The sequence below is a fragment of the Flavobacterium supellecticarium genome, assembly GCF_004801375.1.
Taxonomy (GTDB): Bacteria; Bacteroidota; Bacteroidia; order Flavobacteriales; family Flavobacteriaceae; genus Flavobacterium; species Flavobacterium supellecticarium.
The window spans coordinates 64,534-81,387 of the sequence record NZ_SSNZ01000005.1; the positions used below are offsets into that span (position 1 = coordinate 64,534).

Annotated in this window: 13 protein-coding genes; 4 read left to right on the top strand and 9 right to left on the bottom strand. The window is 39.8% G+C overall.

Annotated elements, in window-relative coordinates; all coding sequences use genetic code 11:
• Positions 1–408: 408 nt before the first annotated feature.
• On the bottom strand, positions 409–1,950 hold the full coding sequence (locus E6C50_RS11905; protein WP_136403454.1) for a glycine--tRNA ligase: 1,542 nt from the start codon (positions 1,948–1,950) through the stop codon (positions 409–411).
• 61 nt (positions 1,951–2,011) lie between these two features.
• The gene (locus E6C50_RS11910) at positions 2,012–2,806 is read right to left on the bottom strand and encodes a hypothetical protein (RefSeq protein WP_136403455.1); all 795 of its coding nucleotides are present in this window, start codon (positions 2,804–2,806) and stop codon (positions 2,012–2,014) included.
• Between the two features lie 62 nt (positions 2,807–2,868).
• On the opposite strand from E6C50_RS11910, the gene E6C50_RS11915 reads away from it, so the two are divergent.
• Both E6C50_RS11915 and E6C50_RS11920 read left to right on the top strand, forming a co-directional pair.
• Positions 2,869–3,552, top strand: a complete 684-nt coding sequence (locus E6C50_RS11915) for a ComF family protein (RefSeq protein WP_136403456.1) — start codon at positions 2,869–2,871, stop codon at positions 3,550–3,552.
• Between the two features lie 78 nt (positions 3,553–3,630).
• Positions 3,631–5,244 carry an Ig-like domain-containing protein gene (locus E6C50_RS11920; RefSeq protein ID WP_136403457.1) on the top strand — a complete coding sequence of 538 codons (1,614 nt, stop codon included), beginning with the start codon at positions 3,631–3,633 and terminating at the stop codon, positions 5,242–5,244.
• On the opposite strand, the gene E6C50_RS11925 is transcribed toward E6C50_RS11920, so the two are convergent.
• From E6C50_RS11925 to E6C50_RS11950, 6 genes are all read right to left on the bottom strand, one after another.
• Positions 5,231–5,998, bottom strand: a complete 768-nt coding sequence (locus E6C50_RS11925; protein ID WP_136403458.1) for an amidohydrolase — start codon at positions 5,996–5,998, stop codon at positions 5,231–5,233. The genes E6C50_RS11920 and E6C50_RS11925 overlap by 14 nt on opposite strands.
• Positions 5,999–6,155: 157 nt before the next feature.
• Positions 6,156–6,899, bottom strand: a complete 744-nt coding sequence (locus tag E6C50_RS11930; protein ID WP_136403459.1) for a succinate dehydrogenase/fumarate reductase iron-sulfur subunit — start codon at positions 6,897–6,899, stop codon at positions 6,156–6,158.
• Between the two features lie 44 nt (positions 6,900–6,943).
• Entirely contained in the window at positions 6,944–8,944 is a 2,001-nt protein-coding gene (locus E6C50_RS11935) for a fumarate reductase/succinate dehydrogenase flavoprotein subunit (protein ID WP_136403460.1), read from the bottom strand.
• 20 nt (positions 8,945–8,964) lie between these two features.
• Entirely contained in the window at positions 8,965–9,801 is an 837-nt protein-coding gene (locus E6C50_RS11940) for a succinate dehydrogenase cytochrome b subunit (protein ID WP_136403461.1), read from the bottom strand.
• 177 nt (positions 9,802–9,978) lie between these two features.
• Positions 9,979–10,845, bottom strand: a complete 867-nt coding sequence (locus tag E6C50_RS11945; protein WP_136403462.1) for a hypothetical protein — start codon at positions 10,843–10,845, stop codon at positions 9,979–9,981.
• 53 nt (positions 10,846–10,898) lie between these two features.
• Positions 10,899–11,753, bottom strand: a complete 855-nt coding sequence (locus tag E6C50_RS11950) for a ChaN family lipoprotein (RefSeq protein ID WP_136403463.1) — start codon at positions 11,751–11,753, stop codon at positions 10,899–10,901.
• 110 nt (positions 11,754–11,863) lie between these two features.
• Here E6C50_RS11950 and E6C50_RS11955 point away from each other — a divergent pair, with 110 nt between their 5' ends.
• Both E6C50_RS11955 and E6C50_RS11960 read left to right on the top strand, forming a co-directional pair.
• Entirely contained in the window at positions 11,864–13,156 is a 1,293-nt protein-coding gene (locus E6C50_RS11955) for an aminopeptidase P family protein (RefSeq protein WP_136403464.1), read from the top strand.
• Between the two features lie 111 nt (positions 13,157–13,267).
• Positions 13,268–14,050 carry an alpha/beta fold hydrolase gene (locus E6C50_RS11960; RefSeq protein ID WP_136403465.1) on the top strand — a complete coding sequence of 261 codons (783 nt, stop codon included), beginning with the start codon at positions 13,268–13,270 and terminating at the stop codon, positions 14,048–14,050.
• On the opposite strand, the gene E6C50_RS11965 is transcribed toward E6C50_RS11960, so the two are convergent.
• Positions 14,051–16,816: a PD-(D/E)XK nuclease family protein gene (locus E6C50_RS11965; RefSeq protein ID WP_136403579.1), complete on the bottom strand. Its 2,766-nt coding sequence runs from the start codon at positions 16,814–16,816 to the stop codon at positions 14,051–14,053.
• Positions 16,817–16,854: the final 38 nt, after the last annotated feature.

The following is a 16,854-nucleotide window of genomic DNA, read 5'->3' on the forward strand; positions in this document are numbered from 1 at the left end:
ATTAAAATAAATCCATAAAAAAAGCGTTAGTACATTACTAACGCTTGATTTTTAATGAGCTAAACCAAATCCTCTATTTGGCTGGGCTGTAGCAAGACCTTTTACAGGCTGGGCTAAAGAAGGTAATCCACTATATTTACCTTATACTGTATAAACTAACTTAATTAAGTATTTAATGACACTGTAAAAGTACTTGTTTCCCACACAAGCATTTTACGGTTTTTTTCAGTTTTTTTTACGGTTTGACTTTTTTTTGGCTTTTTTGTCCATTTTAACACTTTTAATGGCTTTCAAAACTCCTGTTTTGTCCCAAAAAGGCTACCCAAACCGTAATTTTAACCGTAAGTTAGTTCGCAACCGTAACGAAAAAAGCTTCCCGATTACGGAAAGCTTTTTCGATATAGGGTATTACATTTTCATTAACCAGTTGCGCATCGAAACTTCTTCACTAATAATTCCTCTTAATTCAGAAATTTTAACGCGATCTTGCTTCATGCTATCTCGATGACGGATCGTTACGGTTTGGTCTTCCAATGTCTGGTGATCAACCGTAATACAGAATGGTGTTCCCAAAGCATCCTGACGACGGTAACGACGCCCTACAGCATCTTTTTCGTCGTACGATACATTGAAATCCCATTTCAGATCGTCAATAATATTTCGGGCAACTTCCGGTAAACCGTCTTTTTTAACCAATGGCAAAACGGCTGCTTTGGTTGGCGCCAACACCGACGGTAATTTTAATACCGTACGTGTCGATCCGTCTTCCAATGTTTCTTCCCGTAAGGCTTTGGAGAAAACCGCCAGGAACATACGATCCAATCCAACGGATGTTTCCACTACATACGGCACATAGCTGGAATTGGTTTCATTGTCAAAATATTGTAATTTCTTTCCGGAATGCGATTCGTGTGCTTTAAGGTCGAAATCGGTTCTGGAATGAATTCCTTCTAATTCTTTAAATCCGAATGGAAAATTAAATTCGATATCCGCAGCAGCATTGGCGTAATGCGCCAGTTTTTCATGGTCGTGGAAACGGTAATTCTCTTTTCCAAGTCCTAATGAAAGATGCCATTTCAATCGGGTTTCCTTCCAGTATTCGTAATATTTCATTTCTTCGCCCGGACGAACGAAAAACTGCATTTCCATTTGTTCAAATTCACGCATACGGAAAATAAACTGACGGGCTACAATTTCATTACGGAAAGCTTTTCCGGTTTGTGCAATACCAAAAGGTATTTTCATACGTCCCGTTTTCTGAACGTTCAGGAAGTTTACAAAAATTCCCTGAGCCGTCTCCGGTCGTAGGTATAAATCCATAGCCGAATCGGCGGATGCTCCTAATTTTGTTCCGAACATCAGGTTAAACTGACGTACTTCTGTCCAGTTTTTGGATCCCGATTCCGGACAAGCGATTTCAAGCTCTTCGATCAGTGCTTTTACATCGGCCAGGTTTTCGGTTTCCAACGAACGCGCCATACGCTCCAGGATTTCTCGCTGACGGGAACGGTATTCGATCACACGGGCATTTGTAGCTACAAACTGTGCTTCATCAAAAGCATCACCAAAACGTTCGCGTGCTTTATCGATTTCTTTTTGCGCTTTCTGATTTAATTTTTCGGCATAATCCTCAATTAAAACATCAGCACGATATCTTCTTTTGGAATCTTTATTGTCAATTAACGGATCGTTAAACGCATCTACGTGGCCAGAAGCTTTCCAGGTCGTTGGGTGCATAAAAATAGCCGCGTCGATACCAACTATATTTTCGTGCATCTGAACCATGGATTTCCACCAGTATTCCCGTATATTTTTCTTTAATTCAACACCGTTCTGAGCATAGTCGTAAACTGCACTCAATCCATCATAGATTTCGCTTGAAGGGAATATAAATCCGTATTCTTTAGCATGCGAAACTACATTTTTAAATAAGTCATCTTGTTTTGCCATGTTGCAAAAATAGGAAAAAGAGATTGTATAAAACAGGGGAAATTTTAACTTTTTACACCAATCATCTAAATTGGAAATTCGCGGTTCCGATTACACGGTCCTGATGGATTATGTTTACTTCATAATCGCCACGAATCAGTTTTTTTTTATCCACATCGACAAAGGCGCAGACATCGGTGGATTTATTTTCGTAGAATACGATTCCTTTTGCTGTACAGCTTAAATCACAGTCAAATTTTTCATCCGGATGAGAACAATTGCCCAGTACCATATGTTCCGGATTTACAATCTGATAAAAGATTTCCTGATTTCCTTTCGGAACGGTTTCATTATATCCTAAGGTATAACAAATGCGGATCTGGTCTATTTTTTTGGAACGATTGGTTTCGAGGATGTCACTGTAGATAATTTTAACACCTCTTACACTAACATTGAGTGCTTTTAAGTATTTCGAAGAGGCGTCGGAAGTAGCAGAAGACGTGTCGGATTCGGCTACTGTTTTAACCGGTTTCCGTTTTTCCTTTTTAATCCTAGCGCTTAAGGGTTTATTTTTTACAACTTCTGTCTTAATATGACCGGTTCCGATTGTTTTTAAAAGGGTATTGGATGGTGTAGCAGACTTAAAAGGAGTCATTGCGGCCTTTGTGTGACCGACCAACATACTATTGACCGAATCGTACCGCTTTAAAATCTCCAAAAGTTCGTTTTTATGAAGGGAATTCTCCAGAGAAAGCTTATCTTTAAGCGTCTTATTTTCAACCGATAACCGGTATAAATTAAAAGACAGGGTGAACACTCCAATGAGCAGTACACCAACACTTACCTGAATTAATTTTGTAGCGCTTTTACGTACCATTTCTATTTAATAATCGCTAAAAGTATTCCGCCTTCCGTAATCCAAAAAAAATAATCGATGAAATGATAAAAAACTTGATAAACTTACTTTTTCCGCCAATTTGCGTTGGTTGTAATTCTGTTTTATTGCAAAATGAGAAGATTATATGCCTTAAATGCCGTCACGAACTTCCCTTCACTAACCATCCGCGCACCAACACCAATATGACTTATAAAAAGTTTTACGGACGACTTCCGTTAGTCCACGGATCTTCGCTTTTATATTATCGCAAAAATGGTATTACACAACAACTTATCCACCATTTAAAATACAAAGGTCAACAGGAAATTGGAGCTTTGCTGGCCGAATGGTACGTGTTTCGTTTTGAAGCCAATCCGGATCTACAAACCGTGACCGATATCATTCCCGTTCCGCTACACCCAAAACGGTTACGCGAACGCGGTTATAACCAACTAACCACATTTGGTCGTACTTTGGCCGACGGTTTCCATACTTTTTATAACGACCAACTCTTATACCGGAAACGGTACTCGAAAACCCAAACCCAAAAGACGCTTTTCGGGCGAACCGAAACCGATGCAGAACTCTTTGCGCTTCGCGATACCAATTACTGTCATGGAAACCATTTCCTGTTAATCGACGACGTGATAACCACGGGATCAACACTGGAAGCCTGTGGCAAACAATTGTTAAAAATACCAGGAGCCAGACTAAGTATTGCCACCATTGCCTATACCGACTCGTAATTTTACAAAGATTTTCTAAAAAGATTTTCTTTCCACTGAATATAATCGTTATTTTGTGCTGTTAAAATCACTGCTAACATGTTGAAATACCGCATCGCTTTTCTTATTGTTGTTTTTTCGCTACTACTAACCAATTGTGCCAAAAGAGGTATGGTTTCCGGTGGACCGAAAGATACTATTCCGCCGACGATTACTTTTAGTACGCCTAAGAATTTCAGCACTAATTTTACCGGTAATTTTATCAAAATCAATTTTAGTGAATATATTAAGGTAAAAGACATCAACAAGCAGTTAATTATTTCACCTCCGATGAAAAAAGCTCCGGATATCGTTCCAATGGGCTATGCCAGTAAATATATCACGATTAAAATCAAAGACACGCTACAACCGAATACCACTTACAGTTTTAATTTCGGACAAAGTATTTCCGACAATAATGAGCAAAACCCGTACTCACAGTTTAAATATGTTTTTTCGACCGGATCGTATATCGATTCTTTAAAAATTGGCGGGATCATTCGTGATGCATACGATAAAAAAGTTGACCACTTTGTTTCCGTAATGCTTTACGAAGCGGCTACTTTTACCGATTCTACCGTTTTCAAACAACAACCCCGTTATGTAACCAATACACTAGACAGTTTAAAGGTTTTTACACTGGAAAACCTAAAAGAAGGCGATTATTATCTTGTGGCACTTAAAGACAAAAACAACGATTATAAATTCAACCCTAAAGAGGATAAAATCGCGTTCTTTAAAAAACCGATACGGATTCCTAATGATACTATCTTCCGTTTGGATTTGTTTAAGGAAGAACTGGCTTTTAAAGCCGAAAAGCCGACACAGGAAACATCCAATAAACTGATCATGGGTTTTGAAGGTAAGGAAAAAGCAAAAAACACAAAGATTACGGTTTTCAAAGGTGGTGAACCGCTGACTTCGGTTATCACAAAATATCCTTCCAAAGATTCCTTAAACATTTGGTTTCCGAAAGTAAAAGCCGATTCCCTGAAGATTCATGTTAGCAATGGCGATTATACCAGGGAGTTTGTCGCAAAAATAAAAGAAATGAAGACCAAAAGCGACACCTTGTCTTTTGAAGCCAAACCAACCGGCTCAATCGGTTTTAGAGATGTTTTCACCATTACACCGTCGATACCTTTGTCTAAAATCGATACTTCAAAAATCAAACTGATCAACGTTAAAGATTCAACAGCAGCAGTACCATTCCAGCTTAAATATCTCGAATATGAAAAGAAATTGGAAATCGACTTTAAAAAAGAAGCCGATCAACGGTATAAACTAACCCTCTTACCGGGTGCTTTGACCGATTTTTACGAAACCAAAAATGATACTTTAAAGTATACGTTAGGTACGCGTAGCAATACCGATTTTGGAAATTTACGTGTCCGCCTTGAAAATGTAAAACGCTTTCCGGTTTTACTGGAAGTATTGGATAAAAACGGAAAGATACTCGCCACGGAGTATAGTGAAAAAGAGACGGTCATTGATTTCAATTTACTGGAACCAAGTACCTATACCTTACGTCTTATTTACGACGATAATAAAAACCGCAAATGGGATACCGGTAATTTCCTAAAAAAAGAACTACCGGAAGAAGTTCTCTATTTTCCAGGGGAAGTGGATGTGCGCGCCAATTGGGATGTCGATCAGGTTTTTAAAGCAGATTAAATTTATCCCGATCTCTTAGAAAGCCTAGTTTATTTCGGTTCGCCAACATTAATTCTTTATCCAGTTGTACCGAAAAGACAACTTCTTTTTCCACCGGTTCTACTAAGGCATTCCCCAAATAATCCAAAACCTGTGAATGTCCGGAATAAAAATTGTGGTTCACATCGTCGCCAATACGGTTAACACCAATCACATACGACATGTTTTCGATTGCTCTTGCTTTTAAAAGCGTATCCCAGGCCAGAATTCGTACCTGCGGCCAATTGGCAACATAAATCAGTAAGTCGTAATCGTCATTATTCCGGGAATATACCGGGAATCGCAAATCGTAGCAAATTAGCGGACAAATACGCCAGCCGAGATAGTTCACCACCAAACGTTCGGTTCCTCCGGAAGTGTAGGTTTTATGTTCTCCCGCCAAAGAAAACAAATGACGTTTGTCGTAGTGTTCGACATCGCCGTTTGGAAAGACAAAAAGCAAACGATTATAAAAATTCCCATCTTCCTTAATCACCAGACTACCCGTTATGGCGCAGTTTTTTTCCGTAGCCGTCTGTTTCATCCAGTTTACCGTTGTACCATCCATCGTTTCAGCGACTTCACCAGGATTCATCGTAAAACCAGAACTAAACATTTCCGGCAAAACAATTAGCAAGGAGTCTTCTGGTATATTCTGAATTTTAGCTGCAAAATAATTTCTGTTCACTTCCGGGTTTTCCCAAAATAGCGGTGCCTGAATGATACTGATTTTCATCTCGTGTTGTTAATTTTAGAGTTGGCGCGTTTTTATCTAATAAAAATATAAAAGTTCTTTCAAAAGAAACCGTTTCGGCCTATAATTTCGATGTAAAAAACAAAAACGCACCCAACGGAATGAAGGATGCGTTTTTGAATCGTGATTTTTTTAAAACTTATTTGATACTTGCTTTAAAGTATTCTCTGTTCATACGAGCAATATTCTCAAGCGAAATACCTTTTGGACATTCGATTTCACAGGCTCCTGTATTGGTACAGTTTCCAAATCCTTCGTGGTCCATTTGCTCTACCATGTTTAGCACACGCTCGGCTGCTTCAACTTTACCTTGTGGTAATAAGGCAAACTGGGAAACTTTGGCCGATACGAATAACATTGCAGATGAGTTTTTACAAGTCGCTACACAAGCTCCGCATCCGATACAAGTCGCCGCATCAAAAGCTCTGTCGGCATCGTGTTTTGGAATTGGAATCGCATTTGCATCCTGTGTATTTCCGGAAGTGTTTACCGAGATAAATCCACCTGCGTGCTGGATTCTGTCGAAAGCACTTCTGTCTACTACTAAATCTTTAATTACCGGGAATGCTTTGGCACGGAATGGTTCGATAAAAATCGTATCACCATCTTTGAACATACGCATGTGTAACTGACATGTTGTTACACCTCTGTCCGGTCCGTGCGCTTCTCCGTTGATATAAAGGGAACACATTCCGCAGATTCCTTCACGACAATCGTGGTCGAAAGCTACCGGTTCGTCTCCTTTTTCAACTAATCCGTCGTTTAATACGTCTAACATTTCAAGGAAAGACATATCCGGTGACACATCGCTGATTTTATAATCAACTAATTGTCCTTTATCTTGAGCGTTTTTCTGACGCCATATTTTTAACGTTAAATTCATAACTTTAAGTATTAAGTATTAAGAGGATCCCTTAACACATTACATTATTTGTAACTTCTTTGTACCAGTTTCACATTTTCGAATTTCAGCTCTTCTTTGTGTAATACGGCTTCTCTTGGATCTCCTTTGTATTCCCAGGCAGCTACGTATGCAAAGTTAACGTCATCACGTTGTGCTTCTCCTTCTTCGGTTTGATATTCTTCTCTGAAGTGTCCACCACATGATTCGTTTCGATGTAAAGCATCTTTCGCGAATAATTCTCCTAATTCAAGGAAATCGGCTACACGTAATGCTTTTTCCAGTTCCTGGTTGAATCCGTTAACATCACCCGGTACACGAACGTCTCTGTAGAATTCTTCACGGATCGCTTTGATTTCTTCCATCGCTTCTGATAATCCTTGAGCGTTACGCGCCATTCCTACTTTATCCCACATTACTTTTCCAAGTTTTCTGTGGAAGTAGTCTACGGAATGCGTTCCGTTATTTTTACTTAATCTTTCAATCTGATCTCTAACGTTTTTCTCTGCCTCGACAAACTCCGGTAAATCGGTTGAGATTTTTCCGGTACGGATATCTTTAGACAAATAATCTCCGATTGTATACGGTAATACGAAATAACCATCGGCAAGACCCTGCATTAAAGCAGATGCTCCTAATCGGTTCGCCCCGTGATCGGAGAAGTTGGCTTCACCAATAGCATAACAACCTTCGATAGTCGTCATCAGGTTATAATCTACCCAGATTCCACCCATAGTATAGTGAACCGCAGGATAGATCATCATTGGTGTTTCGTATGGATTATCGTCAACGATTTTCTCATACATCTGGAACAAGTTACCATATTTGTTGGCTACTACTTCTGTTCCTAATTTTTTAACAAGAGCTGCATCATCCGGATCAAGGTGTTTGATTTTTGCCTGCTCTTTTCCATAACGCTGGATCGCAGAGGCGAAATCAAGATAAACCGCTTCTCCTGTTTTGTTTACTCCGAAACCGGCATCACATCTTTCTTTTGCCGCACGCGATGCTACGTCACGTGGTACAAGGTTACCAAAAGATGGATAACGTCTTTCCAAATAGTAATCTCTATCTTCTTCGGCAAGATCCGTCGGTTTTAAACGACCTTCACGGATTGCCTGTGCATCTTCTAATTTTTTAGGTACCCAGATACGACCGTCATTACGCAATGACTCGGACATCAATGTTAATTTTGACTGGTGATCACCCGAAACCGGAATACAGGTTGGGTGAATTTGCGTATAACAAGGGTTTGCAAAATATGCTCCTTTTTTGTGGATTTTCCAGGCTGCCGTTACGTTACTTCCCATCGCATTTGTAGAAAGGAAGAATACGTTTCCATAACCGCCGGAAGCAATCACTACAGCGTGAGCCGAATGTCTTTCAATTTCTCCGGTAACCAGGTTACGGGCAATGATTCCTCTTGCTTTTCCATCAACGATTACAAGATCCAACATTTCGTGACGGTTATACATTTGGATTTTTCCACGTCCGATCTGACGGTTCATCGCAGAATAAGCTCCTAATAACAACTGTTGTCCTGTTTGTCCTTTTGCGTAGAACGTTCTCGATACCAAAGTTCCCCCGAAAGAACGGTTATCCAATAATCCGCCATATTCACGAGCCAAAGGCACGCCCTGAGCCACACACTGGTCAATAATATTGGCCGAAACTTCCGCTAAACGGTGTACGTTTGCTTCTCGGGCGCGGTAATCTCCACCTTTTACCGTATCATAAAATAAACGGAAAGTTGAGTCACCATCTCCCTGATAGTTTTTTGCCGCATTGATACCTCCCTGTGCCGCAATCGAGTGCGCACGACGTGGAGAATCCTGAAAACAAAATGCTTTTACGTTATATCCTAATTCTGCTAAAGTTGCTGCAGCCGAACCTCCTGCCAATCCGGTTCCAACGATAATTACATCGATGTTACGCTTATTAGCCGGGTTCACTAAGTTTATATGATCTTTATAGTCTGTCCATTTCGTCGAAATAGGACCTTGAGGTATTTTAGAATCTAATGCCATAATCTTTATCTATTATAGGATTATTTAAAGAAGTGAATATATAAAGGAATAATAGCAAATAATAACGGTACAATAATTGCAAATCCTTTTCCGAAAACTTTGATCGCCGGGGTGTATTTAGGATTGTTTGCTCCTAACGACTGAAATGCACTGTTAAATCCGTGTAGTAAGTGGAACGCTAATACCGCCATCGAAAACACGTAGAAAATTGTGAATGCCAATCCCCATTTCGGATCTTTAAAGAATTCAATTGTAATCGTATGCAAATCTTTATATCCTTCTGCAAATTTCACTTTAAGTGGTTTTGTGTAGTAGAAATCACGTCCGTCAAGAACAATATTTTCCCCATCAACACTTTGTACCGGAATAAATTTATCTTGTCCCCATCCTGAAGTCAGGTAAAAATCCTGAGTCGCTCCCGGTTGCGCTTCAACCGTAATTTTTTGTAACGGCATTGTTGTAAAGTGCATTTTTGCCCAGAAGTTCACCATGTGCGTTGCAATGAAAATCAAAATCAATGTCCCTAAAACAGCCATATTCCTAGATGCCCAGGCACTGTTTGCTCCAGCATTGTTCTTCGCATAACCAATAGGCCTTGCTTTTTTGTTTTGAATAGTTAGAAGAATACCGTCGATCGCGTGGAAAAGGATCGAAATGTAGGTAACATAAGATAGAATTTTTACCGCTGGATTGGTTGTCATAAACAATGCATATTCGTTGAACTGCAATTGTGTACCGAACAATAACTGTAGATTACCTGCTAAGTGTCCCACCAAAAACAAGCATAAAAATAAACCCGTAAGAGCCATCCAGTATTTCTTTCCAATAGATGACTTTAAAAGTGCAGATTTCGCCATAGTGTTTGATTGTAATAGTTTTTAAAAAAATCAAACAAAAATAAGGCTATTTCAAATTAACCGCAACCCTTTCAAGCTTATTTATAATGAATTTAAAGTATTTATCAGATAGCACTGAGAAAACCATATTCTCATTTTTCTATCTTATTAAATTATAGCAGAATAACTTTTGGGATTTTATTTCTGATAGGTCGGCAACAAGCCTCTTAAGCCCATATCGACCACATTTTCCCCGGCTGATGGCTCGTATTTTCCATCCACATGAACTTCTTTCCACTCGAAACTGTTGTTTACGGACAGCGAAAGCGTCACTTCTACGTCGCGGGTTTCATTTCCGGTGATCACCAAAGGCGTAGCAAATTTACCGGTTACGACACACGATTTAGGCGGAATTGGAGATGTTGCATAAAGCGGATTCGGAACCGTGGTCGCTCCGGCTTCGGTCTGACCTGAAAACGGCATTCCGTTTACACTCAAAGCCCAATAACCCTGTTCGCGGTTTCCGTTTACCGGAAAACTACTGTTTCCGATATGATGCGTGGTCAAATAGGTTTTAAAACCGACAAAACTAGCCAGCGTACCGGTATAATCGGTTCCCTGATGCAATATATTGATATCGTAGTTTTGATACGAAAGTGACGTTCGGATCCATTCGTAGCTTCCTGTTGCTACCTGACTTAAGGGTATCGACAAAAAGATTTCGTTTTCACCAACAATTTTCGACTGACTGAAATCGATTGCTTTCGCCCCTCCTGCCATTGTTTCGGGCGCATGGTACAGTATCGTACCCATACCTAAGGCCGTATTAGCATTGGGCGCCAGTTCCATATAATGCGAACTGATTGCATTAAACGACGGGGATTGTGCCGCATTTCCCTCAGCAACAGCCACAGGCTGTCCCAAATTGTTCAATCTTGGCTGTGTCGCATCAAACTTAAATCGCATCACCAAGTGTGGCTCAGCATTTTTCACATCATCATTGTCATCACACGAAAAGAATGCGATGGCAAGTAATACTACTAATATAATGCTTTTAAATTTCATAGCCTGAATTAACACAATATTACCAACAAAAATCCTGCCAAGATTTTGTTAAATCAATAGGTCTTGGTTACATCTTCATCTACAACGAGAATATAGTCGGCTTTATTGTAGTGTTCCGCCTCTAATCGTGAAATATTTTTTTGCGTAACCGTAGCAATGGTAATTATCTTACTTTCCGGGTTGGTTTTCTTTAAATACCAATAGATTCCTTCGAAATTATCGCTATGATAGGTTCCGTTATAATGAATAAATACCGCTTCCGGTTTTTGGTTTTTTTGGATAAAATAAGCCATCGTAGCATCTTTAATCGCTTGTGCTTTTGGTAAATTATCCCCTCCGTGACCGCCCATCATTTCGATCATCTTTACATAACCTGGTAATTGCGCATCATAGGCTATCGGCAACGGTGCGATCCAGGTTTTCTCTTCCGTCGTTAGGGTTTCCAAAATCTCAAGTCCTTTTTTAAAAACCATACTGGCATAACGGCGCGGCACATTGGTAGCGACAAAATGTTTATGATGTTCTTTTGCATAGTCTACCAAAGGCTTGTAATCCGTTTTATGATTGTTCCACAGCCTTGCTAAAGTATCAAAAGCTTTTTGATCAATTTCGCCACGCAGGTACTGATCCAATTGCTTCTGATTGTCAGCTTCGATCATTTCGGCACCTAATACCACGTCTTTTTTTTCACCCAGATCTTTTGTCAGTTCCAACTGCAACCAGTGTACCACCGAATTATCATGATGTTCACCAAACAAAACTACATCGGTTTTTTCAGCTGTTTTTAGCAGTTTGCTATAGGTTGACTTTTTTCCTTTTTTATCAAATAACTGATACGGCATTTTGTCCTGCGCCTGCAAAATTGTCACAAAAAACAGGAATATAAAGAGGGGTCGTATTTTTTTCATGGCAGAAAATTACCCATTATTATGAATTCTTCAAAATTTTAAATTGCCATTAACACCATTTCGACCTAAAATCTCTAAATTTGAGGTTCTATACTTAAATTTATTTCGTTATGAAATACCATCAGATTGACCGAAACCTTTTTATCAAAAACCGCAAGAAATTCACTGCGGCTATGAAACCAAACGGTATTGCTATTTTTAACTCCAACGATATCTATCCGGTAAGTGCCGACAGTACGCTTCCGTTTGCTCAACACCGCGATATTTTCTATCTGTCGGGCGTAGATCAGGAAGAAAGTATTTTAGTGCTTTTCCCGGATGCTCCGTACGAACATCAGAGAGAAATTCTTTTCCTTAGAGAAACCAACGAGCATATCGCTGTTTGGGAAGGTGAAAAACTGACTAAAGAACGCGCTTTCGAAGTGTCGGGTATCAAAACCGTATATTGGTTACAGGATTTCAAAAAAGTTTTATACGAACTGATGACCTATGCCGATACGATGTACATCAACACCAACGAACATTACCGCGCTTCTGTGGAAACCGAAACCCGTGAGGCTCGTTTTATCAAATGGTGGAAAGAAACGTATCCGGCACATAAAGTAGAAAAGAGCAATCCCATTTTACAACGCATTCGTTCGGTAAAAGAAAGCGAAGAGCTGGATTTGATCCAACAGGCTTGTAATATTACCGAAAAAGGATTCCGTCGTATTTTATCGTTTGTAAAACCAGGCGTTATGGAATATGAAGTGGAAGCCGAATTTGCACACGAATTTTTACGAAACCGTTCCAAAGGTTTTGCTTATACGCCGATTATCGCTTCAGGCAATAATGCGAATGTTTTACACTATATCGAAAACAACCAACAATGTAACGACGGCGATTTATTGTTATTGGACGTAGGTGCCGAATATGCCAACTATTCCAGCGATATGACCCGTACAATTCCGGTTTCGGGACGTTTTAACAAAAGACAACGCGAGGTTTACGACGCGGTATTACGCGTTAAAAACGAAGCTGCCAAAATGTTGGTTCCGGGTAATTTCTGGAAACAATATCATGTGGAAGTTGGTAAAATTATGACGTCTGAGTTATTGGGATTAGGTTTGCTTGACAAAGCGGATGTTCAAAACGAAAATCCGGAATGGCCGGCATATAAAAAATATTTTATGCACGGCACTTCACACCATATGGGATTAGATACGCACGATTACGGTTTACTATATGAACCAATGCAGGCAAACATGGTTTTCACGATCGAACCGGGAATTTATATTCCGGCCGAAGGATTTGGAATCCGTATTGAAGACGATGTAGTGATTCAGGCTAATGGAGAACCTTTTAATTTGATGCGCAATATTCCTATCGAGGCCGATGAAATCGAAAGCCTTATGCATTCTTAATACAATATCAAACGGATCATAAAAACGGTTTGTAGCTTTGGTTGCAAACCGTTTTTCTTTTTCGGCCGTCTCGCTTTATTCTTTATTTTTGCAGGATCAAAATCGCTTACTTTGAAGTTTACCCTTTTTAAAAACGCCAAGATTGCCTATACGGATACCGGAAAAGGAACCGCACTTGTTTTTTTGCACGGTTTCCTTGAAAATGCCGGAATGTGGGATTTTTATACGGCTGAATTTTCTAAAAAATACCGCGTTATTACCATCGATCTTTTAGGTCACGGACAATCGGAATCGATCGGATATATTCATAGTATGGAAGATATGGCCGATGCCGTTCAGACGGTTTTAAGCGAACTCCGGATTCGGAAGGCCGTTTTTATCGGGCATTCGATGGGTGGTTATGTGGCACTGGCTTTTGCCGAACTATATCCGGATCACGTAAAAGGAATGGTTCTTTTAAATTCGACTTCCAGAGCCGACAGTGACGAACGAAAACGCAACCGCGATCGGGCTATCGTTGCCGTCAAACAGAGTTATACGAATTTTATTAAAATGTCGATCGCCAATCTTTTTAGCGAAGACAACCGCGACCGACTGGCTGATGCAATTGAAACTGCCAAAACGGAAGCTTTAAAAACACCGTTACAAGGAATTATTGCCGCACTCGAAGGCATGAAAACCCGTAACGACCGGGAAGTGATTTTGCATTTTGCACCGTATCCGATTGTGCTGATTCTCGGCAAAAAAGATCCGGTTTTAAATTATCAGGATAGTCTGGAACAAATCGAAAATACCGATGTAAAACTGATCACGTTTAACGACGGCCATATGAGTCATCTGGAAAATCGGGACGAACTGGTAAGCGTGTTACGCGATTTTTTTAAAACCGTTTAATTATTTGATTTGTTCTTCGAAAGGAATTTCGGGATTCAAAATTTCGTTGATCAACATAACAAGCTGCGTTCTGAAATCGGCAAGGATTTCCGAGGTTACAATCGTTTCGTAGTCTTTTTCCACTTTTCTACCAAAAGGCATAAAGCCGCCACGCATGTTTTTAAACGATACAATTCCTACTTCCATTTCCAAACCTGCCGTTTTTTCTTCATACATAAACGCATAACAAAGCAACTGTATGATTTTGTCGTTTTTGATATCTTCGGTCAGCCCCGTCCACTCTTTTAACTGTACGTTGTTTTTTAAAACTTTTCCGGTTTTATAATCGACAATCCTGATTTTCCCGTTGCGCTGTTCGATCCGGTCGACATTTCCGGCAATTTTTACCGAAAACGGCAGCCGACTGTCTTCCAGTGTTCGTTTCAACGGCGTTTCCAAAGCGATTATTTTAACCGCGTCACCGGCTTCCAGTTGGCACTTTTCCTCTTTTAAAAAATTGTATACATTCCGCTTGGCCACTTCAAAAGCCAGAAGGTTTTTTCCTTTCGAAATTTCTCCTTCTTTATACACCAATCGGAATTGTTTTTCCACTTCCGAATCGGCCATCGCAAACAACCAATCCATATCCGTAAACGACAGGAATTTGCCAACATACGGTTTGTACAATTCTTCCAAAGTGGCGTGAATAATCGTTCCCAGTGTATTCAAAGCAATATTTTCCTCTACTTCTTCCACCTCCGAAATACGCAGAATTCGCTGGTTGTAAAATTGAATCGGATTCCGCATATAGGTCGTCAGTCCCGAAGGTGAAAATCCTTTTCCGGTTGCGATTTCTTTTAAGCGCACCATCACCCGATCCGATTTTGGTACCGACACCGGTTCGTAGGCTTTGTCCGGTAAAAAGGCATTATAAATCTGATGCGACAAGTGATGAGCCGGTTGCTTTTCGATTTCCAGTTGCGTTATAAATCGGCTTCGTTCACCTGCATCCAAACCTTCACTTTCCGTATTGTACAACAGATAGATGTTTTTGGCCCGCAACAGCAAATGATAAAAGTGATAACTATAAATCGCGTCTTTTTCTTTATACGTAGGCAATCCCAATTCGCGTTTTACATCGTACGGAATAAACGAATTCATGGTTTTTCCGGCCGGAAATTTCCCTTCATTCATAGACGTTACGATTACGGTTTCAAAATCAAGAACCCGACTTTCCAACACTCCCATGATCTGAAGTCCGGTTAACGGTTCCCCTTCGAAGGAGACTTCCGCCAGATCGATCACTTGTTTGTACACCGTATAAAGCGTACTCACCGTATCCAGTTTCGGATGCGCTTCGTGGTAGTTGATCAGCTTGTTAATGACTTTAAAAATCGAGTACAAAAAGGTCTTTGACAACTTGTCTTCTTCCTTATCGTTATTTAAAAACGATTTGATTGTCAATATGATTTGTGACAATCGATCCAATACTTGTCCGACATCATTATTATCCCATTTTTCAAACAACAACTGAAACAATGCGGAGGGTTTTTCCTGAATTTCAAAAAGCTTTTTATATGTTAAAAATGTGATGTTATTTCTGTTGATCACCTGAACCAGCGATCCGGCTTTCACATAGGGCTCCACCAACGGATGTGTGAGTATATCCAGCACTTCCTTATAATAGAAAACGTAACTTTTTTCGTTTCGCTGAACAGCATTGGTATGAAGTTTAAACAGCTTATTGATCAGGATCTGAGCCGGGTTATTTTTACTATTATACCCCATGGTAATATTGAGGCTTTCCACCGATGACGGTAAAGCATAAAGTACCGGAATCAACAAATTCTCTTCTCCTAAAACCAAAGCGACTTTGTCCAGACTTTCGGTTTCAAGCTGAATTTCTTCTATTAATTTTCCGGCTATTTTAGCTTGCCCTACGGTTTTAGGCGTTCCAATGATCCGGATATTTTTTTCCTGACTAAAATCACTTACAATCCATTCAAAAGGCTGGGTAGTATATTGTTTCCATTCTTTTTTAAATCGGCGTACAAACAAACCGGCATCGTGAAATGAATCATTTAAAAAAGCAGCGTCAATATCCCAATAGACTTTTGCCTGATCATTAAACAGTAATTGTTGTATGATTTTTTCTTCAGCCTGATTCAAAGCGTTAAAACCGGCAAAAATTAGTTTTTTAGATCCAAGCGCTTCCGAAAAATGATTAAGATTTTCTACCGCTTCCCGATAAATCAATCCCTGATAACCAATTCCTTTCCGCAATAAATGATCATACAGCGATTCGTAGTATAACGGTAAAAGCTTCCAGAATTCCAGGTAATTTTCGATCATCGTGGTTCTTTTCTCCAGATCCAACGACCAGTGTTTGATATCTTCAATATCTTTTAGATATGAAAATATATGGCTCGGTTTTAGCAGGTAGCGATCGATTTCATTAAAATCCTGTACCAGTGTTTTTGCCCAGTTGGCAAACAGTTCGAACGATTGTTGTTTTTCCGGTGGCGTTAATTCGAGGTAAACGTCATAAAACTCAAATAACAATTCGATGTTGTCACAGGTTCGTATCCCCGCAACATCCTGAATAAAATCTTCGATACTGACGATTTCCGGTGCAAATAAGGTACCCGGTAATTGTTTTTTTAAGGCCTCTATCAGGAAAATACGCGCTCTTTTGTTAGGAAGTATAATTACAATATTGGAGATAGTATCCTGATACTGATCGATAATCGCACTACTGAGTTTGTCTAAAAAGGAAAACGTTGCCATAGTATAAAAATAAAAAAACGCCCCGATAAACGGGGCGT

Bases quoted from the DNA above. Each gene is read 5' to 3' on its own strand.
- E6C50_RS11905 (WP_136403454.1), bottom strand. From the start codon at position 1,950: ATGGCAAAACAAGATGACTTATTTAAAAATGTAGTTTCGCATGCTAAA.
- E6C50_RS11910 (WP_136403455.1), bottom strand. From the start codon at position 2,806: ATGGTACGTAAAAGCGCTACAAAATTAATTCAGGTAAGTGTTGGTGTA.
- E6C50_RS11915 (WP_136403456.1), top strand. From the start codon at position 2,869: ATGATAAAAAACTTGATAAACTTACTTTTTCCGCCAATTTGCGTTGGT.
- E6C50_RS11920 (WP_136403457.1), top strand. From the start codon at position 3,631: ATGTTGAAATACCGCATCGCTTTTCTTATTGTTGTTTTTTCGCTACTA.
- E6C50_RS11925 (WP_136403458.1), bottom strand. From the start codon at position 5,998: ATGAAAATCAGTATCATTCAGGCACCGCTATTTTGGGAAAACCCGGAA.
- E6C50_RS11930 (WP_136403459.1), bottom strand. From the start codon at position 6,899: ATGAATTTAACGTTAAAAATATGGCGTCAGAAAAACGCTCAAGATAAA.
- E6C50_RS11935 (WP_136403460.1), bottom strand. From the start codon at position 8,944: ATGGCATTAGATTCTAAAATACCTCAAGGTCCTATTTCGACGAAATGG.
- E6C50_RS11940 (WP_136403461.1), bottom strand. From the start codon at position 9,801: ATGGCGAAATCTGCACTTTTAAAGTCATCTATTGGAAAGAAATACTGG.
- E6C50_RS11945 (WP_136403462.1), bottom strand. From the start codon at position 10,845: ATGAAATTTAAAAGCATTATATTAGTAGTATTACTTGCCATCGCATTC.
- E6C50_RS11950 (WP_136403463.1), bottom strand. From the start codon at position 11,753: ATGAAAAAAATACGACCCCTCTTTATATTCCTGTTTTTTGTGACAATT.
- E6C50_RS11955 (WP_136403464.1), top strand. From the start codon at position 11,864: ATGAAATACCATCAGATTGACCGAAACCTTTTTATCAAAAACCGCAAG.
- E6C50_RS11965 (WP_136403579.1), bottom strand. From the start codon at position 16,816: ATGGCAACGTTTTCCTTTTTAGACAAACTCAGTAGTGCGATTATCGAT.